Source organism: Arthrobacter sp. RCC_34, from assembly GCF_041360795.1.
In the GTDB taxonomy this organism is placed as follows: Bacteria; Actinomycetota; Actinomycetes; order Actinomycetales; family Micrococcaceae; genus Arthrobacter_E.
Map to the genome: position 1 here is coordinate 1,693,198 of NZ_JBFUPW010000001.1, position 19,677 is coordinate 1,712,874.

The following is a 19,677-nucleotide window of genomic DNA, read 5'->3' on the forward strand; positions in this document are numbered from 1 at the left end:
TTCCCATGGCGTCCCGGAATTCGGCGCCCCTGACGGTTCAGCATTAAGCTCGGAGACATGACGCACAGTGAATCCGCCAGCTCCAGCACCCCGGGCGAGACGAGCGCCCCGTACGGCAGCGGCCCCGCGGCGTCGTCGTCCGCTCCGACCGGGCGGGTGCGGCTGCACCACCTGCAGGCTGCCAAAGCGGAGGGCCGTCATTTCGCCATGCTGACCGCGTATGAGCAGTACACGGCGGAGATCTTCGACGAGGCGGGCATCGAAGTGCTGCTGATCGGTGACTCCGCGTCGAACAACGTTTTCGGCAATGAGACCAGCCTCCCGGTGACCGTGGACGAACTGCTGCCGCTGTGCCGCGCCGTCGCGCGGGCCGCCAAGCGATCGCTGGTGCTCGCGGATCTGCCGTTCGGCTCCTACGAGGCCTCGATCGCGCAGGCCGTCACCACCGGGGTCCGGTTCCTGAAGGAGGGCCTGGCCCACGCAGTGAAGATGGAAGGCGGCGCCTATTACGCGGACACCGTGCGCGCCATGGTCCAGGCCGGCATCCCGGTCATGGGCCACATCGGCTTCACCCCGCAGAGCGAGCATGCGCTGGGCGGGTACCGGGTGCAGGGCCGGGGCGACGACGCCGCACGGCTCGTGGAGGACGCACTGGCCCTTCAGGAGGCGGGCGCCTTCGCCGTGCTGATGGAGATGGTCCCGGCCGACACAGCGGCCCAGGTGGATGCGGCGCTCACGATCCCGACCGTCGGCATCGGCGCCGGCAACGTGACCACGGGCCAAGTCCTGGTCTGGCAGGACGCCATGGGTCTGCGCGGTGGCCGCATGGCCCGCTTCGTCAAGCAATACGCCCGGATCCGGCAGGACCTCCTGGAAGGGGCACGGACCTTCGGCGAGGAGGTCCGGGACGGGTCCTTCCCCGGCCCGGAACACTCCTTCTGAGGCGTCTGAGGACGCCTGAGGACACTCAGTCCTCGTCGCCCTTTTCCCAGGCTTCGTTGTGCCGCTGCACGCTCTGGGGAGCGTTCTCGGCCTCTTCGCGCGTGTCGTAGGGGCCGAGGAGCTGGCTCCAATCGCTCATGGCGTCCTCCTCCACCTGGTGGGTGACCATGTTGTACCAGTACTGCGGCATGATTCCATTCCTCCTTGTGAGTGACGACTACTATCAAACGTATGCCACCAGTAGCTGAAACCGCACCTCTGGGAAAGCTCACCCCCGGAATCGTGAGCCCACGTCGTCCTGTGCCGCCGAACATCGAGCGGCCCGAATATGTGGACCGGCCGGCACCCGCCAAGTTCACCGGCAGCGCCGTCAAGTCGCCGGAGACCATCGAGAAGATGCGCATCGCCAGCAAGATCGCGGCCCAGGCCATCGTGGAGGTGGGCAAGCACATCACGCCCGGCGTGACCACGGACGAGCTCGACGCCGTCGGACACGAGTTCCTCCTGGACCACGGCGCCTACCCCTCGACGCTCGGGTACCGTGGCTTCCCCAAGTCCCTCTGCTCCTCGCTCAACGAGGTCATCTGCCACGGCATCCCCGACTCCACCGTGGTCGAGGACGGGGACATCCTCAACATCGACATCACCGCCTACATCCACGGCGTGCACGGCGACACCAACTACACCTTCCTGGTCGGCGACGTCGATGAGGAGTCCCGTCTCCTGGTCGAACGCACCGAGGAGAGCCTGCGCCGCGCCATCAAGGCCGTGGCCCCCGGACGGGAGATCAACGTCATCGGCCGCACGATCCAGTCCTACGCCAAGCGCTTCGGGTACGGGGTGGTCCGGGACTTCACCGGCCACGGTGTGGGCGAGGCGTTCCACACGGGCTTAATAATTCCGCACTACGACGCCGCACCGGCGTACAACACTGTGATCGAGCCTGGCATGACGTTTACGATTGAACCCATGCTCACGCTCGGCACCATCGAGTGGGATATGTGGCCGGACGACTGGACCGTATTGACCCGGGACCGCAAACGGACCGCGCAATTTGAGCACACCCTGGTGGTGACCGATACCGGCGCTGAGATTCTCACAGTGCCGTAGGCGCCTGCCTGCCCCCTGCAACCGTCCGCAGCACCGAAGGATCAGCGTGAGCAAGAACGAGAACACCGGCAAGAAGCACCCGGCCATGATCGGCGTCGACATCGGCGGCACCGGGATCAAAGGTGGGATCGTCAATCTGAAGAGCGGCAAGCTCGTGGGCGAGCGTTTCCGCATCCCCACACCGCAGCCCGCGACTCCCGAGGCCGTCTCCGAGGTCGTCGCGCAGATCGTGGATGAACTCTGCTCCCGCGAGGACGCTCCGGACGTCAAGGCTCCCGTGGGCGTCACCTTCCCCGGGATCATCCAGCACGGCGTCTGCCGTCTGGCCGCGAACGTGGACAAGTCGTGGATCGGCGTGGACATCAATGCCCTGCTCTCTGAGCGTCTGAACCGCCCGGTCGAGGTGATCAACGACGCCGACGCCGCCGGTCTCGCCGAAGTCCGCTACGGCGCGGGCGAGGATGTGGACGGCACGGTCCTCGTGATCACCCTGGGCACCGGCATCGGCTCGGCCTTCATCTTCGACGGCAAGCTGGTCCCGAACGCCGAGCTCGGCCATCTGGAACTGGACGGTTTCGACGCCGAGTCCAAGGCGTCCGCCGTCGCCCGTGAGCGTGACGGCCTGAGCTGGGAGGAGTACTCGGTCAAGCTGCAGCGCTACTTCAGCCACGTCGAGATGCTCTTCTCCCCGGAACTGTTCATCGTGGGCGGCGGCATCTCCAAGCGGGCGGACGAGTACCTCCCCCGCCTCGACCTGCGCACCCCGATCATCCCGGCCAAGCTCAAGAACGAGGCCGGCATCGTCGGTGCGGCGCTCCAGGTGGCGCAGCATCACAAGCTTGTGAAGTGAACCCCACAGCGTGAACGGAGAGGGCCTGTCAGCCACTGGCTGACAGGCCCTCTCCGTTGGTGCCCGGTGCGGGCGGCTTCCCCTCCGCCGGCACCGGGAGCTCTGCGGCCCCTCCTCTTGGGGGTTCAGTTCGGGGCCAAGTCCTTGTGTGAGCTCAGTCCTTGTGTGGGCTCAGTCCTCCTGCGCCCTGAGCCGTGCGATCGCCTTCTCGAAGTCATCCAGCGAATCGAAGTCCTGGTAGACGCTCGCGAAGCGCAGGTAGGCGACCTCGTCCAGCCGCCGGAGCGGCTCCAGGATCGCCAGTCCCACTTCGTGGGCTTTGATCTCGGCCGCGCCGCTCGCACGGACGGTCTCCTCGACCTCCTGTGCCAGAACGGCCAGATCGTCCTCGGTGACCGGTCGCCCCTGGCACGCCTTGCGCGCGCCATTGATGACCTTGCTGCGGCTGAACGGTTCGGCCACTCCGGACCGCTTCAGCACCGAGAGGCTCGTGGTTTCCACCGTGGTGAAGCGCCGGGAGCAATTGGTGCACTGGCGGCGGCGCCTGATCGACGAGCCGTCCTCGGTGACCCGGCTGTCCACCACCCGGGAGTCGGCGTTACGGCAAAACGGACAGTACACTACGCCTCCTCTATGGCTGAAGTCAGTTTAGAACCACATGTTGTAAAAATACAAGGATGTAATTACCACATGTTGTGGTCATAGGTCTTGTCGCGCGCTCAGCGGAAGCGGATCGACACCGCTTCGCCGTGCGACGGAAGGTTCTCCGCCTCGGCGAGTTCCTCGATGTGCGTGCGGACCTCGGACAGGCCCTGGCGCGAGTACTCGATCTCCTGGACGGCACGGAGGAACGTGGTGACGTTCAGGCCGGAGGAGAACAGCGCCGTGCCGGAGGTGGGCAGGACGTGGTTGGAACCCGCGCAGTAGTCCCCCAGGCTCACCGGCGAGTAGTCGCCCACGAAGATGGCGCCCGCATTGCGGATCCGCGCCGCAACCGCCGGAGCGTCCGCCGTCATGATCTCCAGGTGCTCGGCGGCATAGGCGTCCGCCACGGCGATCCCCTGGTCGAGGCCGTCGACCAGCACCACGCCGGACTGAGGTCCGGAGAGGGCTGTCAGGATCCGCTCGGAATGCCGGGCCGTGCGGGCCTGGCGCAGCAGCTCCTCCCGGACCGCGTCGGCCAGGTCCACCGACGACGTGACCAGGACACTCGAGGCCCGCGGATCGTGCTCGGCCTGGCTGATCAGGTCCGCGGCCACGAGAGCCGGCTGGGCCGTCTCGTCGGCCAGAACCGCGATCTCGGTGGGACCTGCCTCGGAGTCGATCCCCACCACACCCCGGACAAGCTTCTTGGCGGTGGCCACGAAGACATTACCGGGCCCGGTCACCAGGTCCACGGCCTCCAACGCCTCTTCCTGTCCGTCCGCCGGGACGCCGTAGGCGAAGGAGACGATCGCCTGGGCGCCGCCGATCGCATAGACCTCCTCCACACCGAGCAGTTCCGCGGCGGCGAGGATCGTGGGGTGCGGCAGGCCTCCGAAGTCCTTCTGCGGCGGCGAGGCAAGAGCCACCGACTCCACACCGGCAGCGAGGGCCGGGACCACGTTCATGATGACGGAGCTGGCCAGCGGCGCGAGACCACCCGGCACGTACAGGCCGACGCGGTTGACCGGGATCCAGCGCTGACGCACGACGGCGCCCTCCGCCAGGACCGTCTCCACGTCCGCCGGGCGCTGGGCCTCGGCGAAGCGCCGGGCGCGGTCGATGGACTCCTCCAGGGCGGCGCGCACTCCGGCGTCGAGCCCGGCGAGGGCATCCCGGAGCGCCTCGCGGGGAACCCGCACGCTGTCCAGAGCGACGCCGTCGAACCGCAGAGCCAAGTCACGCAGTGCCTGGTGTCCGCCCTCGCGGACCTCGGCGATGATGCCCCGCACGGCCTCTTCGGCCTGCCGGTTCGACCCCTCATGCACCCGGGGCACCGCGGCCTTGAGTTCCGTCCGGTTCAGATGCTTGCCCCGCAAGTCCACGGTGCGGAAGAAGTCGGCTCGGTCCAGGGATGCGTCACGGGTGTCAGTCACCGCTCCAGTTTATCGATCCTGGAGTCGGTGACCGAAAGCGCCCGCGTCACACGGGCGCCACGCCCCGCGGGGCCCGGCTAAGCGTCGAGGCAGGCCGGCCCCAGCAGGACCTTCAGGTCGGCGTACAGGGAAGGATTCGGATCCACGGCGAAGTTCCGGCCCAGCCGCATCAGCTCGATGCTGCGGGTGCCCTGCAGCTTGAGCCGCACCTCGGCGCGGCCGCTGTGACTCCGCAGCACCTCCCCCAGGCGTCCGACCAGTTCCTCGGTGGCCTTATGGGTCGGCAGACTGATGATCAGCTGGCCGTTGCCCTCCGCCTGGCTGAGATCAGGCACGCTCAGCTCCATGCAGTTCAGGGTGACCGAACCGTCGTCGCGCCGCTGCACACGGCCCTTCACGACCACGATGAGGTCCTCCGCGAGGATCGTGGCGATGGGGCCATACACCTGGCCGAAGAACATGGTCTCGATCGAGCCGCCCAGATCCTCGATCTCGGCTCGGGCATAGGCATTGCCGCTGGACTTGGCCACGCGACGGCTGAGCGAGGTGATCATGCCCGCGATGGTGACGATCGCGCCGTCGGGCGGGCCGTCGTCGCTCATCACACTGGCCACCGACGTGTCCGCGAGGCCGCTCAGCGCCGTCTCCATGCCCTGCAAGGGGTGATCCGAGACGTAGAGGCCGAGCATGTCACGCTCGAAGCTCAGCTTGTCCTTCTTCTCCCACTCGGGCAGATCCGGGATCTCCACGGTCAGCCCGGCATCGGGCGAAGCGTCATCCAGGGCACTGAACAGGTCGAACTGGTTGTTGGCCTCATTGCGCTTGAGCGTGATGACCGAGTCGATGGCCTCTTCATGGATCATGACGAGCGAGCGGCGGTTGCCCGGCATCGAGTCGAAGGCGCCCGCCTTGATGAGGGATTCGATGGTGCGCTTGTTGCAGACCACGGCCGGGACCTTCTGCAGGAAGTCCGAGAACGAGGTGAACGCGCCCTTCTCCTTGCGGGTCTCCACCATCGCGTTGACCACGTTGGCGCCGACGTTCCGGATGGCGCCCATCCCGAAACGGATGTCGTTGCCCACCGGGGTGAAGGTCAGGGCGGACTCATTGACGTCCGGCGGAAGCACCGTGATGCCCATGTGGCGGCACTCGTTGAGGTAGACGGCGGACTTGTCCTTGTCATCGCCCACGCTGGTGAGCAGCGCCGCCATGTACTCCGGCGCGTAGTGGGCCTTGAGATAAGCGGTCCAGTAGGAGACCACGCCGTATGCGGCGGAGTGCGCCTTGTTGAAGGCGTAGTCGGAGAAGGGCAGCAGGATGTCCCAGAGCGTCTTGACGGCCTCGGCCGAGTAACCGTTGTCCAGCATGCCCTGCTGGAAGCCGGCGAACTGCTTGTCCAGTTCCTCCTTCTTTTTCTTGCCCATGGCGCGGCGGAGGATGTCTGCCTGTCCGAGCGAGTAGCCCGCGAGCTTCTGAGCCACGGCCATGACTTGCTCCTGATACACGATCAGGCCGAAGGTGCCGCCGAGGATGTCCTTGAGAGGCTCCTCGAGTTCCGGGTGGATCGGGATGACCGGCTGGAGGCCGTTCTTGCGGAGCGCGTAATCAGTGTGGGCGTTGGCGCCCATGGGGCCCGGACGGTACAGCGCCAGCACGGCGGAGATGTCTTCGAAGTTGTCAGGCTTCATGAGCTTGAGCAGGGACCGCATGGGCCCGCCGTCGAGCTGGAAGACGCCGAGGGTGTCACCGCGGGCCAGGAGCTCGTAGGAGGCCTGGTCATCCAGCTCCAGCTTCTCCAGGTCCAGGTCGATGCCCCGGTTGAGCTTGATGTTCTCGATGGCGTCCGAGATGATCGTCAGATTTCGCAGACCCAGGAAGTCCATCTTGATCAGGCCGAGGCCCTCACACGTGGGGTAATCGAACTGCGTGATGACCTGGCCGTCCTGGATGCGGCGCATGATGGGCACGACGTCGATGATCGGGTCCGAGGACATGATCACGCCGGCGGCGTGCACGCCCCATTGCCGCTTCAGGCCTTCGAGGCCGAGTGCCGTCTCGAAGACCTTCGCGGCCTCCGGATCCGTCTTCAGCAGTTCCCGGAAGTCCCCGGCCTCGCTGTACCGCTTGGCCTTTGGGTCCTCGATGTCCTTGAGCGGGATGTCCTTGGCCATGACCGCCGGCGGCAGCGCCTTGGTCAGGGTCTCACCCATGCTGAAGGGGTACCCGAGCACGCGCGAGGAGTCCTTCAGCGCCTGCTTCGTCTTGATGGTGCCGTAGGTGACGATCATGGAGACACGCTCATCGCCGTACTTCCGGGTCACGTACTCGATGACCTCCGGACGGCGGCGATCATCGAAGTCGACGTCGAAGTCGGGCATCGAGACGCGGTCCGGGTTCAGGAAGCGTTCGAAGATCAGGCCGTGGCGCAGCGGATCGAGGTCCGTGATGCGCAGGGCGTACGCCACCATGGAACCGGCGCCGGAGCCACGGCCCGGACCCACCCGGATCCCGTGGTCCTTGGCCCAGTTGATGAAGTCGGCCACCACGAGGAAGTAGCCGGGGAAGCCCATGCTGGTGATGATGCCGAGCTCGTACTCCGCCTGCTTGCGGACGTCGTCCGGGATGCCCTTGGGGTACCGGTAGTGGAGGCCCTTCTCCACTTCCTTCACGAGCCAGGAGTCCTCGTTCTCGCCGGGCGGACACGGGAACTTCGGCATGTAGTTGTTGTGCTCGAAGCCCACTTCGCAGCGCTCGGCGATGACGAGGGTGTTGTCACAGGCATCGGGCAGGTCGCGGAACAGCTCCCGCATCTCGCGGGGCGACTTCAGGTAGTAGCCGGTGCCGGAGAAGGCGAAGCGCGAGCCGCCCTCGTCGTAGCTCGGTTCCAGTAGCGTGGAGCCGGACTGGATGGCCAGCAGCGCCTCGTGCGCCTTGGCGTCGTGCTGGTGCGTGTAGTGGAGGTCGTTCGTCGCGACGAGCGGAAGGTCCAGGTCCTTCGCGAGCCGCAGGAGGTCCTCACGGATCCTGGTCTCGATGGACAGCCCGTGGTCCATGAGCTCGCAGTAGTAGTTCTCCTTGCCGAAGATGTCCCGGAATTCGGCGGCGGCCTCGAGGGCCTCCCGGTACTGGCCCAGCCGCAGACGCGTCTGGACCTCGCCCGAGGGGCAGCCCGTGGTGGCGATCAGGCCCTCGGCATAGGTGTTGAGCAGCTCGCGGTCCAGGCGCGGCCACTTGCCGAACACGGAATCCAGCGAGGCGATCGAGGACGCCCGGAACAAGTTCCGCATGCCAGTGTTGTTGTAGCTCAGCAGCGTCATGTGGGTGTACGCGCCACCACCGGAGACGTCGTCGCTCCGCTGGCTCTCATCGCCCCAGCGCACCCTGCTCTTGTCGGTGCGGTGCGTCCCGGGGGCCACGTACGCCTCGACGCCGATGATCGGCTTCACGCCGGCGTCCTTGGCCTTCTTCCAGAAGTCGTGGGCACCGAAAAGATAGCCGTGGTCCGTGATGGCCAGGGCGGGCATCTCCAGCCGATTGGTCTCGGCGAAGAGCTCCCCCAGCTTGGCCGCACCGTCCAGCATGGAGTATTCGGTGTGAGTGTGCAGATGGACGAAGGAATCCTGATTTGCCACCCATCCATCCTACGCGCCGAGCCCCGCTGGTGCGTGGCACGACGCCCGCCGGATCAGAGTCGGATCAGAGTCCGATCAGAGTCCGTCGCGGAGCCGCTCCAGCGCGTAGGCCAGGTCCTGCGGATACTCGCTGGACACCGTGACCCGTTCGCCCGTTCGCGGGTGATCGAAGCTCAGCTCCTTGGCGTGCAGCCACTGGCGCGTAAGCCCGAGATCGGCCGCGAGGCGGGGGTCCGCACCATACGTCAGATCCCCGGCGCAGGGGTGCCGGAGCGCCGAGAAATGCACGCGGATCTGGTGGGTGCGCCCCGTCTCCAGGTGCACTTCCAGCAGGCTGGCGCGACCGAACGCTTCCAGCACCTCGTAATGCGTGACCGACGGACGGCCGTCCTCGATCACTGCGAAACGCCAATCGTGGCCGGGGTGGCGGCCGATGGGGGCGTCGATCGTGCCCTTCAAGGGATCCGGCAGACCCTGGACTACCGTGTGGTAGACCTTGTCCACCGTCCGCTCCTTGAACGCCCGCTTGAGCAGCGTGTAGGCGTGCTCGGTCTTGGCGACCACCATGACCCCGCTCGTCCCGACGTCGAGACGGTGCACGATCCCGGCGCGCTCCGGAGCACCCGAGGTCGAGATCCGGTAGCCGGCGCCCGCCAGGCCGCCGACGACGGTCGGCCCCACCCAGCCCGGCGACGGGTGCGCGGCCACGCCCACGGGCTTGTCCACGACCACGAAGTCCTCGTCATCCAGCAGGATGTCCAGTCCATCCACTTTCTCCACCACCACTTCCAGCGGGTCACGCTTCTCAGAGGGCCGCACGACCACGGTCTGTCCGGCGGACAGCTTCAGGGACTTCGCCGGGAGGGCGCCGTCCACGCTCACTCGTCCCTCGGCCACGGCCTGGGCGGCCGCCGATCGGGAGAGGTCCAGCAGCGCTGCCAGCGCGGCGTCGACCCTTTTGCCTGCATACTCCTCCGGCACGACGACGGACTGCTCCCCCGCCGTCGACGGTCCGGTTCCCGGCGCGTCACTCACGAGCGGTCCCCTTCGGCGTCATCGTCGCTCTTGGCCGAAGACAGTCTGCGGCCGTCCGCCCCGATGCCGCGCAGCGTCAGGATCACGATGATCGACACGGCGCACACGACGGCCGAGTCCGCGATGTTGAAGATCGCGAAGTTGGGCAGCTGGATGAAGTCCACCACGTGACCCATGCCGAAGGACGGCGGCCGGAAGAGCCGGTCCGTGAGGTTCCCCAGGGCGCCGCCCAGCAGGAATCCGAGAGCGAGGCCCCACCAGAGCGACCCCACCCGGCGGATGAACACCAGCACGGCGATCGAGACGCAGGCCATGATGATCGTGAACACCCAGGTGAAGTTCTCCCCGATGGAGAACGCGGCCCCGGAGTTCCGGATGTAGTACCAGTGCAGAACGGGAGGCAGGACGGCGATCCGCTCGCCCTCCTCCATGGTGGTGCTGACCCAGAACTTGCTCAGCTGGTCCAGGGCGTAGGCGAAGACGGCCGCCGCGGCGAACAAGCCGATCACGGCTTTGCGCACGCCGGCGCGGGTCCGGCCGTCACCGGGTTCTCCTGTCACCGCCGGAGCCGCATCGCGGTCCGCGGGCTCCGGTCGCTGCTCCTCGGGCCTGGGCTCGTCGGGCCTGGTGCTCATGGGGGTCACATCCTCGGGGGTTCACACGTTCACGCCGGGTCCCGTGCGGACCCGGTCACGGGCGGAGTCATCCACCCGGTCGAGACACGGCAAGGCCGGTGACCGGAAATCCGGTCACCGGCCTGAATGCCGTGCGAAATCAGCTCTCGGAGCCCTGTTCGCTGTTCTCAGCGGCCACGGACCCACGGGATTCGAGGTCGCGGAGCTGACCCTCGATGTAGGTCTTCAGGCGGCTGCGGTAGTCGCGCTCGAAGCCACGCAGCTGGTCCACCTTGCGCTCGAGGACGGAGCGCTGCTGCTCCAGGACACCGAGCACCTGACGGGACTTCTCCTGAGCATCGTTGACCAGGGTGCTCGCCTCGATCTGGGCTTCAGCGATGATCTTGTCACGCTGAGCGGCACCGTCGGCGACGTGCTTGTCGTGCATCTGCTGCGCCATGGCGAGCAGGCCGGCCGCGGACTCCGCGGAGGCCGGGATGGCGGACGTGACGGGAGCGGGCTCCGCGACGGCGGCGGCAGCCTTCGGCGCCTCCTCCTTCACGGGCTCCTGCTTCGGAGCCTCCTCCACAGCAGCGGCGGGAGCGGTCTCCTCCGTCACGGACTCCACCACGACAACGTCCCCGCCCTTGGCGGCGAGCTCCTTGCGGAGCTCCTCATTCTCCTGGGTCAGACGGCGAAGCTCCACGACGATCTCGTCAAGGAAGTCATCGACCTCATCCTGGTCGTATCCCTCACGGAACTTCGTCGGCTGAAAGCGCTTGTTGACAACGTCTTCTGGCGTCAAAGCCATCTGGTCACCTCATTGGTTCTTTTCGTCGTAGAGCGAATGGCCCTGACGACTACGTTACCTAAAGTGGGCGCGCGGCTCGAATCGTCCACCATGTGGACTGAAGCCGCAACCCACCTGAACGCCACCGGGGTCACCGGGGACGTTGCCTGGACTGATCTGAAACTACGCGAAACTGCTGGATATTGCCATAGCGATGCTCACCACGATGAACAGCACGATGAAGGCGAGATCCAAGGACACATTACCCAGCCTCAGAGGCGGAATGAGCCTCCGGAGGAACTTCAATGGCGGGTCTGTGATCGAATACACGATGCTCGCCACCACGAGGGCCGCTCCGCGGGGCCGCCAGTGCCGGGCGAAGACCTGCACCCAGTCGATGACAAGCCTGACCAGCAGAGCGACCATGAACAGCAGGAAGGCGATGTAGATCAGGGCGAACAACAGGCCCATCAAGCAGCCCCTCCGTCTGGTGTGGTCATCTGTCCGCTGAACCCGCTCAGGGGATCAGCTCTGGTTGAAGAAGCTGGCCTGGGTCTCGGACTTCTTGTCCTCGCCCAGCACCTCCACGAATGACGGGGAGAGCAGGAACACCTTGCTGGTGACGCGCTCGATGCTGCCGTGGAGGCCGAACACCAGACCGGCGGAGAAATCCACCAGGCGCTTGGCATCGGCCTCGCCCATGTCGGTGACGTTCATGATCACGGGGATTCCATCACGGAAGCTCTCGCCGATGACCTTGGCGTCGTTGTAGGAACGGGGGTGGATGGTGGTGATCTGTCGCAAGTCTGCTGGCTCGTCTCGAACGGGGGCGATACGCTTGATGGGTGTGACGGGCGCGCGGTACTCCGTCTCGGCAGGCGCCTCCCGGACTGCCTGCGGCTTCGCGGCGGGCCGTTCTTCGAACGGCGAGCCCTCACGCTCCTCGGCCTCGTGATGCTGGGATCCTTCTGCGGGACGCGAAGGCAACTTGGCGTGCTCGGCATCGAGATGCTCATCCGCGTCCGTGAGGCCGAGATAAAGCATGGTCTTCTGCATGAAGCTGGCCATGGATCGACTCCGTTCCTAGTATCTGCGTGGCCGGCACTGGAATCCTTGATGGGCAACAGAGCCCGGACTCCCCGTCTCTTTGACGCTACCCCATCGGAGGACGCGGACCGAGGACATCTGTGCCAATCCTCAGGTGTGTCGCGCCACAGGCGATGGCGTCCTCCAGATCGTGGCTCATGCCCGCGGAGAGGAGCGTCGCCTCCGGGTGGGCCGCCCGCAGCTCACCGGAGAGCCGGTGGAGCCATTCGAAGGCCGGCCTCGGGTCCGCCCCGAGCGGGGCGACGGCCATGAGACCACGCAAGCGCAGGCCCTCCAGCGAGGCCACGTGGTCCGCCAGGGCCGGCAGGCTCGCCGGAAGGGCTCCGCCGCGCCGGGTCTGCTCCTCGGCGGCCGGGTCAAGGTTGACCTGTAGCAGGACATCGAGGTCGGAGCGGCCGCCGCTCTCCCGCTCCGCCAGCACGGCGCGCGAGAGGGCGGTGGCGATGGACTCACGGTCCACGGAATGCACCGCCGATGCGTACCGCACCACCGACCGGGCCTTGTTGCTCTGCAACTGGCCGATGAAGTGCCAGCTGAGCCCGTCCAGACCGACCAGCTCCGACGCCTTCGCCGAGGCCTCCTGGTCCCGGTTCTCGCCGACCTCCCGCACGCCCAGCGAGTACAGGCGCCGGACATCCTCCGCAGGATGGAATTTCGTCACGACGATCAACTCGGGCTTCTCCCGGGCCGCTCGTCGGGAGGCGTCCTCGATGCGCTGATGAACCCGCGCGAGCCGCGCAGCCAGCTCCGCGGTCCGCTCATCCTGCGGCGCGCCGTCGAGCGATTGGGTGTTCATGCGTTCTCCCACCAGATCAGTCCCGCAAGGCGTCCCTCGCCGGGGGCCCGCCGGTGCGAGTACAGAGTGTCATTCTCCATCGTGCAGGCCCCGCGGTACAGCACGGGGACGCCCTCGGCCGCGAGCTGCGCGCTCACACCGGCCGGCAGATCCAGGGCAGGAGTCCCCCAGCTGGTCTCGGCGAACGTGCCGGGCACGAGCTCCGCGACCTCGTCCCGCAGCGCGGCGGGCACCTCATAGCAGCGCCCGCAGACGCTCGGGCCCAGCCAGGCCTTGATGTCGCGTGCTCCCAGGCGGCGCATGGCCTCCAGCGCAGCGGGAACCACGCCGGCGGCGAGGCCGGGACGGCCGGCATGGACCGCGGCCAGGACGGGTGCGCCGTCGCCGTCGCCGGCCAGGAGCACGGGCACGCAATCGGCGACCATGACGGCCAGCGGCAGTCCACGCGAGACGAGACCGTCGGCCACGGGCGCCTCAGTCCCCCGGCTCACGGCATCGACCACGGCCACGTCCTTGCCGTGGACCTGGGACATATACTGCACGGGGCCCGCGCCGAGGGCCTCTTCGAGCGCCGCCCGGTGCGCCCTCACGGCTTCCGCGTCGTCGCCGACGTGGAACGCCAGGTTCCCGGCTTCCGTGCTGGTGAACGCTCCGCGCACGCCAGGGATCAGTTCCGCCTGCCAGGCGAACATCGCTGGTCCTCTCCTCAGGTCCTCATGGACAGGGACCCGCAAGCCGGTGGCCTGCGGGTCCCTGTCCTCAGTTCAGTCTTACCGGCCTACTTGAGGAAGTCCGGGACGTCCAGCTCGCCACCGCTGCTGAGGTCGGGCTCGACGACGGTCGGCAGCTCGGCCTGGAAGTCCGGCTCCTTCACGGGGCTGGAGGAGCGCTGGCCCCAGGCGCTGAGGCCGGCGGCCGGGGTGGCTGCGGGAGCCGCGGCCGCGGGACGCTGGGCAGGCTGCGTGGGAGCGGGCTCCTGAGCCGGCACGGCGGGCTTGCTCTCCAGGGAAGGGGAGGTCGCCTGGACATCGTCGAAGCCGGCCGCGATGACCGTGACGCGGGCCTCGTCACCGAGGGCGTCATCGATGACGGCGCCGAAGATGATGTTGGCCTCGGGGTGCGCGACCTCCTGGACCAGACGGGCGGCCTCGTTGATCTCGAACAGCCCGAGGTCGCTGCCGCCCTGGATGGAGAGGAGCACGCCGTGCGCGCCGTCGATCGACGCCTCGAGCAGCGGCGAGGCGATGGCCAGCTCGGCGGCCTTGACCGCACGGTCGTCACCGCGGGCCGAGCCGATGCCCATGAGGGCCGAACCGGCGCCCTGCATGACCGACTTCACGTCGGCGAAGTCGAGGTTGATCAGACCCGGGGTGGTGATGAGGTCCGTGATGCCCTGGACACCGGAGAGCAGCACCTGGTCCGCGGAGCGGAAGGCGTCCAGGACGGACACGTTGCGGTCGCTGATGGACAGCAGGCGGTCGTTCGGGATGACGATGAGGGTGTCGACCTCGTCGCGCAGCGCGTCGATGCCGTTCTCCGCGCTCGTGGCACGGCGCTTCCCCTCGAAGGTGAACGGACGGGTGACCACACCGATGGTCAGGGCGCCGAGCGAACGGGCGATGCGCGCCACCACGGGAGCGCCACCGGTGCCGGTGCCGCCGCCCTCGCCGGCGGTCACGAAGACCATGTCCGCACCGCGGAGCACCTCTTCGATCTCGTCGGAGTGGTCCTCGGCGGCCTGGCGTCCGACATCGGGGTTGGCGCCGGCGCCGAGGCCACGGGTGAGCTCGCGCCCGACGTCGAGCTTGACGTCCGCGTCACTCATCAGGAGCGCCTGGGCATCGGTGTTGATGGCGATGAATTCCACACCGCGCAGCCCAACGTCAATCATCCGGTTGACGGCATTCACGCCACCGCCGCCGATGCCGACGACCTTGATGACGGCCAAGTAATTCTGCGGTGCTGCCACGTTACGTGCCCCTTGGGTAGTTTCTTACGATGTCTGCTCTCAACCCAAACCTTAACCCTCTAGTTGAGGGTTATAGTTATGTCAAGTAACTCTGTCTTTGACGGTATGTGCTGCACTGCCCACAATCAATGACCCCGGCGCGCGTGTCGCCCAAGTCCGCCGGGGAAGTCACTTGGTGACCGGGTGCCTCGGGGCGCTCACATCGAAGGTGTGCACCGGGTTCTGAGGATCCTCCGGCATCTTGAGCAGCGCCTGGAGAACCTTCGACTTCAGCTCCATGTCCTCCGCGTTGCCCCAGATGACCTTGCGGCCATCCTTCAGGTTGAGGGTGACGGAATCGACCGAGGACGCGGTGGCGTCCGACAGCAGCGCCAGCACCGAGGGCGGAAGCGTGCCCAGGACCGACGTGACCGTGGCGAAAACATCCGCCGACATCTTCTTGTCCGTCCCGTCCACGAGAGGCAGCTTCGCGGCCCCAGGATCCTTGACGGCGGCCAGCGGCGTGCCCTCCGCGTCCACCAGGCTGAGTCCGGCCGCCTTCTTGAGCACCGCCACGGGCGCCCGTTCGACGACGTCGATCACCAGGGTGTTCGGCGGCCGGAAGTGCATGTCCCAGGACTTGATCTGCACCACGGGCTGCAGGAGCCGCTCCACGTCATCGTGGCTGATCTGAGGCAGCGGCTTGCCCTGCAGCGGCTTCAGCTTCTCCTGGACCTGCTGCGCTCCCACGATCTTGGTCCCCCGGACCGACACGTCCTTGAGAGCGAGCACGGGGCTGTAGACCGCCACCAGCATGATGAGCGCGACGACGACCACCACGGCGCCCAGCGTGAGCAGGAGGTTCCTGCGCCGCCGGAGACGAGGCGGTTCGGGGAAGGCGAGGACGTCGGCGACGCCCTCCCCCGGTCCTCCGGTGCGCTGCTCAGCCATCGGAGTCCTTCGCGGACAGTGCCTGGAGGATCTGCTCGCCGTAGGCGGTCACATCGCCCGCGCCGACGGTCAGGACGATGTCGCCGGCCTGCGCCGTCGCCAGCAGCGCCTCGAGGGCGGGGGCACCGGCGGCACTCGGCTCCGTGCCCAGCGGGTCGGTGATCAGGCGGCTCGTGACGCCTTCGATGGGGTCCTCCCGGGCGGGATAGATGTCCAGCACGACGGCGGTGTCCGCCAGGCGCAGGCTGTCCGCGAACTCCTGCGCGAACTCCCGGGTGCGGGAGAACAAGTGCGGCTGGAAGAGGACGTGCAGGCGGTGCTCCCCCGCGACGCTCCGGGCGGCGCTCAGGGCCGCGCGGACCTCGGTGGGATGGTGGGCGTAGTCGTCGTAGACCTTGACCCCACGGGCCTCGCCCTTGAACTCGAAGCGGCGCGCGGCGCCCCGGAAACCGTTCAGAGCGTGCAAGGCGTCCTCGGCGTTGATGCCCAGCTCCAGCGCGACGCCGAGAGCGGCCAGCGCGTTCAGCTGGTTGTGCCGGCCGGGGACCGCGAGCTCGAGCGGGTGCTCCTGCTCGCCCACCCGGACGGACGGGTCCTGGTCCGTGCCGAGGAGGCGCAGCTCGGCCCGTTCCGACGCGCCGTAGCGCAGGACCCGGGTGCTGCCCCGCGCGGTGACGCGGTCCGCGAGGGCGGCGGCGCCGTCGTCGTCCGCGCAGACCACCAGCAGGCCGTCCGCGGGCAGCAGGGCCGTGAAGTCGTCGAAGGCCTGGTACACGGCCTCGGCCGTTCCGTAGTGGTCGAGGTGGTCCGCCTCGACATTGGTGACCACCGCGATGCGCGGCGCGTAGTTCAGGAACGAGCCGTCCGACTCATCCGCTTCGGCCACGAACACATCGTCCACGCCGCTCGCAGCGTTGACGCCGAGAGCCGGCACCGCTGCGCCGATCGCGTAGCTCGGGTCCAGCCCGATGCCCTTGAGAAGGACCGTGATCATCGAGGTGGTGGTGGTCTTGCCATGCGTCCCGGCGACCGTCACCACACGGTCCTGCCCCATGAGCGCGGCCAGCGCCTGCGAACGGTGCAGCACGGGCAGCCCGGCCTCCCGCGCGGCCACGAGCTCCGGATTGTCGGCCCGGATGGCGGAGCCCGCCACCACGGTGCGGGCGTCGCCGAGGTTCGCTGCGTCATAGCCGACGGCGATCCGTGCGCCCTGTGCCTCCAGGTCCCGCATCACGGGGAGGTCCTTCGCGTCCGAACCGGACACGGCGACGTCGCGGGCCACCATGATGCGGGCGACGGCGGACATGCCGACACCGCCGATGCCGATGAAATGCACCGGCTGCTCCACCGGATCGCCTGCAAAGCTCAGGTCAGGGGTACTCATACTCGTGCTGCCTCCACCATCATGTCTGTCACGCGTTCGTCCGCATCGCGGATGCCCTGCCGTCGCGCCACCGCGGACATGGTCCGCAGCGCCTCCGCGTCCAGCACGAGCGGGATCACCGTTCCTTCCAGGTAGGCGGTGTCCAGTTCGGAGTCCTTCACCAACAGCGCTCCCCCGGCGGACACGAGGCCCGCGGCATTGAGCGCCTGCTCGCCGTTGCCAATCGGCAGCGGCACGAACACCGCGGGGACTCCGACCGCCGAGACCTCACACACCGTTCCGGCGCCGCTGCGGCACAGCAGGAGATCAGCGGCCGCATAGACGTTCTCCATGCCGTCCACGTACTCCACCTGCCGATACCCTTCGGCGGCGAGCGGCGCGCCCGAGGGGTCCAGGACGGACTTCCCCCGGCCGGTGATATGCAGGGTCTGGATCCCGGCCGCCGCCAGAGCCGGCAGGCTCCGGGCGATCACGGTGTTGATGCTCTGCGCTCCCGAGGACCCGCCGGTCACGATCAGCGTGGGGCGGTCCTGATCGAGGCCGAGCGCCTCGCGGGCCGCGGTCCGCGAGGCCTCGCGGTCGAGCTCGGCGATCTGACGGCGCATCGGCATGCCGACGTGACGGGAGCCCTTGAGGCGGGTCTCGGTGAACGCGGTTCCGGTGGCGGCTGCGAACATCGCGCCCACCCTGTTGGCCAGGCCCGGACGCACATTGGCTTCGTGGACCACTACGGGAATGCCCAGCTGCCGCGCGGCCAGGTACATCGGGGTGCACACATAGCCGCCGACGCCGAACAGCACATCCGCCTGCGCGTCGCGCAGGATGCCACGTGCCTGCTTCACGGCGCCGAGCAGACGGCCCGGCAGACGCAGCAGATCGGCCGACGGCTTCCGGGGCAGCGGCACACGGTCGATGGTCTTCAGTTCGTACCCGGCTTCCGGGACCAGCCGGGTCTCCATCCCGCTGGCCGTCCCGACCGCCACCACCTGGGCTTCCGGAAGACGTGCCCGGAGGGCGTCCGCCACGGCGAGCATCGGGCTGATGTGTCCCGTGGTGCCGCCTCCTGCGATGACCACGGACAAGGAGGACGGGGTGTTCACGATCGGGACGCTCTTTCCTGCGTGCGGGACGCGCGGTCGGTGGTGGTCTTCTTGGTGGTCCGTGGCTTGGGCTTCCCCGGGCGGGCCGGGAGCCGCAGGCCCTTTCCGGTCGTGCCGGACTTCCCGGTCACACCGTCGGTCCCGGCGCGGGACGGATCGGAGTCCCTCGCGAGGGACAGCACGACGCCGATCGCGATCAGGGTCATCAGGAGCGCGGAACCACCGTACGAGATCAGCGGCAGGGGGACGCCGATGACCGGCAGCAGGCCGGTCACCATGGCCATGTTCACCGTGGCCTGGCCCAGGATCCACACCATGATGGCGCCGCCGAGCACCCGGTGGAACAGCTGCTCCTGGCGGATGACCACGCGGTAGATGTTGATGCCCAGCACCGCGAACAGGACGAGGACGACGACGGCGCCCACGAGGCCCAGCTCCTCGCCGATGATGGCGAAGATGAAGTCGTTGTGGGCTTCGGGGATCCAGGAGTACTTCTGACGGCTCTGGCCGAGACCCGTGCCGAGGAGGCCGCCGGAGGCCAGACCGTACAGGCCGCCGGTGCTCTGGTAGGCGGAGTCGTAGTCGTCGCTGCACGCCTGACCGGTGACCCAGGTGGTGACACGGCACATGCGGTTGCCGCTCGTGAGGGCCGCCATGCCCGCGAGTCCGATCAGGAGCAGCCCGAAGCCGCCCAGGATGCGGTAGTTCACCCCGGCGAAGAACAGCGCCGAGAAGAGGATGGACATGAGGATCAGGGCCGTGCCGAGGTCGTGCTGGACCATGACGATGCCGACGATCACCCCGCCGAAGATCACCGCCGGGATGTACACGTGCTTCCACTGATCGAGGAGCTTCTCCTTGCGGAAGAGCACGTGCGCCAGCCACACGGCCATGGCGAGCTTGGCCGCTTCCGAGGGCTGCAGAGAGAACCCGCCGACGTTGATCCAGTTCAGGTTGCCGTTCACCTTCGTGCCGACCACGAAGAGCGCCAGCAGAAGAGCCACGGCCAGGAAATACGCGGGCCAGGCGATGCGATGCCAGAAGCGCACATTGCTGCGTGAGATCAGCATCATCACGACGAAGCCGAGCACCGCCACGACGCCCTGTTTGAGGCCGTTCGCGTAAGGCGACTCCCCCGCCGCGATCGACTCCACACTGGAAGCCGAGACCACCATGAGGACACCGATCGCCGTCAGCGCGACGGTCGAACCGAGGATCAGGTAATACGCGGAATTGCCGGCGCCGGCGCCCCGGCCCTCGATCCGTCGGAACAAGGAGTCCAGACCGTTCCGGGCGCGGGACCACCACCCGGTGGCTTGCTGAGGCGTGTTCTGCACGGC

Annotated in this window: 19 protein-coding genes; 3 read left to right on the forward strand and 16 right to left on the reverse strand. The window is 67.6% G+C overall.

The features are described from left to right. Nucleotides 1-57: 57 nt before the first annotated feature. Nucleotides 58-942 (forward strand): 3-methyl-2-oxobutanoate hydroxymethyltransferase, encoded by an 885-nt coding sequence (panB, locus tag AB6732_RS07950; RefSeq protein WP_370959417.1) that lies wholly within the window; start codon nucleotides 58-60, stop codon nucleotides 940-942. Between the two features lie 25 nt (nucleotides 943-967). On the opposite strand, the gene AB6732_RS07955 is transcribed toward panB, so the two are convergent. Beyond that, nucleotides 968-1,132 (reverse strand): SPOR domain-containing protein, encoded by a 165-nt coding sequence (locus AB6732_RS07955; RefSeq protein ID WP_139244683.1) that lies wholly within the window; start codon nucleotides 1,130-1,132, stop codon nucleotides 968-970. Nucleotides 1,133-1,173: 41 nt separating this feature from the next. On the opposite strand from AB6732_RS07955, the gene map reads away from it, so the two are divergent. Beyond that, entirely contained in the window at nucleotides 1,174-2,052 is an 879-nt protein-coding gene (gene map / locus AB6732_RS07960; protein WP_370959418.1) for a type I methionyl aminopeptidase, read from the forward strand. Nucleotides 2,053-2,137: 85 nt separating this feature from the next. Next, nucleotides 2,138-2,902, forward strand: coding sequence for a polyphosphate--glucose phosphotransferase (gene ppgK, locus AB6732_RS07965; RefSeq protein ID WP_307498671.1), 765 nt, complete (start codon nucleotides 2,138-2,140; stop codon nucleotides 2,900-2,902). Nucleotides 2,903-3,073: 171 nt separating this feature from the next. Here ppgK and nrdR read toward each other — a convergent pair whose 3' ends face one another. The 15 genes from nrdR to ftsW form a co-directional block, all read right to left on the reverse strand. Continuing rightward, the gene (nrdR, locus tag AB6732_RS07970; RefSeq protein ID WP_370959419.1) at nucleotides 3,074-3,523 is read right to left on the reverse strand and encodes a transcriptional regulator NrdR; all 450 of its coding nucleotides are present in this window, start codon (nucleotides 3,521-3,523) and stop codon (nucleotides 3,074-3,076) included. 98 nt (nucleotides 3,524-3,621) lie between these two features. Continuing rightward, nucleotides 3,622-4,980 carry a histidinol dehydrogenase gene (gene hisD, locus AB6732_RS07975; protein ID WP_370959420.1) on the reverse strand — a complete coding sequence of 453 codons (1,359 nt, stop codon included), beginning with the start codon at nucleotides 4,978-4,980 and terminating at the stop codon, nucleotides 3,622-3,624. Between the two features lie 77 nt (nucleotides 4,981-5,057). Further along, a complete protein-coding gene (gene dnaE, locus AB6732_RS07980; protein ID WP_370959421.1) occupies nucleotides 5,058-8,612 on the reverse strand; it encodes a DNA polymerase III subunit alpha in 3,555 nt (1,184 codons plus the stop codon). A gap of 75 nt (nucleotides 8,613-8,687) precedes the next feature. After that, on the reverse strand, nucleotides 8,688-9,647 hold the full coding sequence (locus tag AB6732_RS07985; protein WP_370959422.1) for an RluA family pseudouridine synthase: 960 nt from the start codon (nucleotides 9,645-9,647) through the stop codon (nucleotides 8,688-8,690). Continuing rightward, nucleotides 9,644-10,282, reverse strand: a complete 639-nt coding sequence (gene lspA / locus AB6732_RS07990) for a signal peptidase II (protein ID WP_370959423.1) — start codon at nucleotides 10,280-10,282, stop codon at nucleotides 9,644-9,646. Before lspA ends, AB6732_RS07985 begins: the two co-directional genes overlap by 4 nt. A gap of 139 nt (nucleotides 10,283-10,421) precedes the next feature. After that, nucleotides 10,422-11,072, reverse strand: coding sequence for a DivIVA domain-containing protein (locus AB6732_RS07995; RefSeq protein WP_370959424.1), 651 nt, complete (start codon nucleotides 11,070-11,072; stop codon nucleotides 10,422-10,424). A gap of 162 nt (nucleotides 11,073-11,234) precedes the next feature. Continuing rightward, nucleotides 11,235-11,522: a YggT family protein gene (locus AB6732_RS08000; protein ID WP_278268861.1), complete on the reverse strand. Its 288-nt coding sequence runs from the start codon at nucleotides 11,520-11,522 to the stop codon at nucleotides 11,235-11,237. A 54-nt stretch (nucleotides 11,523-11,576) separates the two neighbouring features. After that, complete coding sequence (locus AB6732_RS08005; RefSeq protein ID WP_066215450.1) at nucleotides 11,577-12,119, reverse strand: cell division protein SepF; 543 nt, start codon at nucleotides 12,117-12,119, stop codon at nucleotides 11,577-11,579. A gap of 85 nt (nucleotides 12,120-12,204) precedes the next feature. After that, on the reverse strand, nucleotides 12,205-12,954 hold the full coding sequence (locus AB6732_RS08010) for a YggS family pyridoxal phosphate-dependent enzyme (protein ID WP_370959425.1): 750 nt from the start codon (nucleotides 12,952-12,954) through the stop codon (nucleotides 12,205-12,207). Continuing rightward, complete coding sequence (locus AB6732_RS08015; protein WP_370959426.1) at nucleotides 12,951-13,646, reverse strand: polyphenol oxidase family protein; 696 nt, start codon at nucleotides 13,644-13,646, stop codon at nucleotides 12,951-12,953. Before AB6732_RS08015 ends, AB6732_RS08010 begins: the two co-directional genes overlap by 4 nt. An 86-nt stretch (nucleotides 13,647-13,732) precedes the next feature. After that, entirely contained in the window at nucleotides 13,733-14,923 is a 1,191-nt protein-coding gene (gene ftsZ, locus AB6732_RS08020) for a cell division protein FtsZ (protein WP_370959427.1), read from the reverse strand. A gap of 168 nt (nucleotides 14,924-15,091) precedes the next feature. After that, nucleotides 15,092-15,853 (reverse strand): cell division protein FtsQ/DivIB, encoded by a 762-nt coding sequence (locus AB6732_RS08025; protein ID WP_370959428.1) that lies wholly within the window; start codon nucleotides 15,851-15,853, stop codon nucleotides 15,092-15,094. Beyond that, a complete protein-coding gene (murC, locus tag AB6732_RS08030; RefSeq protein ID WP_370959429.1) occupies nucleotides 15,846-17,237 on the reverse strand; it encodes a UDP-N-acetylmuramate--L-alanine ligase in 1,392 nt (463 codons plus the stop codon). The genes AB6732_RS08025 and murC overlap by 8 nt, the downstream gene beginning before the upstream one ends. Further along, a complete protein-coding gene (gene murG, locus AB6732_RS08035) occupies nucleotides 17,234-18,337 on the reverse strand; it encodes an undecaprenyldiphospho-muramoylpentapeptide beta-N-acetylglucosaminyltransferase (protein WP_370959430.1) in 1,104 nt (367 codons plus the stop codon). Before murG ends, murC begins: the two co-directional genes overlap by 4 nt. Continuing rightward, entirely contained in the window at nucleotides 18,334-19,674 is a 1,341-nt protein-coding gene (ftsW, locus tag AB6732_RS08040; protein WP_370959431.1) for a putative lipid II flippase FtsW, read from the reverse strand. Before ftsW ends, murG begins: the two co-directional genes overlap by 4 nt. Nucleotides 19,675-19,677: the final 3 nt, after the last annotated feature.

Coding starts and splice junctions, on each gene's coding strand:
- panB (WP_370959417.1), top strand. CDS start 58: ATGACGCACAGTGAATCCGCCAGCTCCAGCACCCCGGGCGAGACGAGC.
- AB6732_RS07955 (WP_139244683.1), bottom strand. CDS start 1,132: ATGCCGCAGTACTGGTACAACATGGTCACCCACCAGGTGGAGGAGGAC.
- map (WP_370959418.1), top strand. CDS start 1,174: ATGCCACCAGTAGCTGAAACCGCACCTCTGGGAAAGCTCACCCCCGGA.
- ppgK (WP_307498671.1), top strand. CDS start 2,138: ATGATCGGCGTCGACATCGGCGGCACCGGGATCAAAGGTGGGATCGTC.
- lspA (WP_370959423.1), bottom strand. CDS start 10,282: ATGAGCACCAGGCCCGACGAGCCCAGGCCCGAGGAGCAGCGACCGGAG.
- AB6732_RS07995 (WP_370959424.1), bottom strand. CDS start 11,072: ATGGCTTTGACGCCAGAAGACGTTGTCAACAAGCGCTTTCAGCCGACG.
- AB6732_RS08000 (WP_278268861.1), bottom strand. CDS start 11,522: ATGGGCCTGTTGTTCGCCCTGATCTACATCGCCTTCCTGCTGTTCATG.
- AB6732_RS08005 (WP_066215450.1), bottom strand. CDS start 12,119: ATGGCCAGCTTCATGCAGAAGACCATGCTTTATCTCGGCCTCACGGAC.
- AB6732_RS08010 (WP_370959425.1), bottom strand. CDS start 12,954: ATGAACACCCAATCGCTCGACGGCGCGCCGCAGGATGAGCGGACCGCG.
- AB6732_RS08015 (WP_370959426.1), bottom strand. CDS start 13,646: ATGTTCGCCTGGCAGGCGGAACTGATCCCTGGCGTGCGCGGAGCGTTC.
- AB6732_RS08025 (WP_370959428.1), bottom strand. CDS start 15,853: ATGGCTGAGCAGCGCACCGGAGGACCGGGGGAGGGCGTCGCCGACGTC.
- murC (WP_370959429.1), bottom strand. CDS start 17,237: ATGAGTACCCCTGACCTGAGCTTTGCAGGCGATCCGGTGGAGCAGCCG.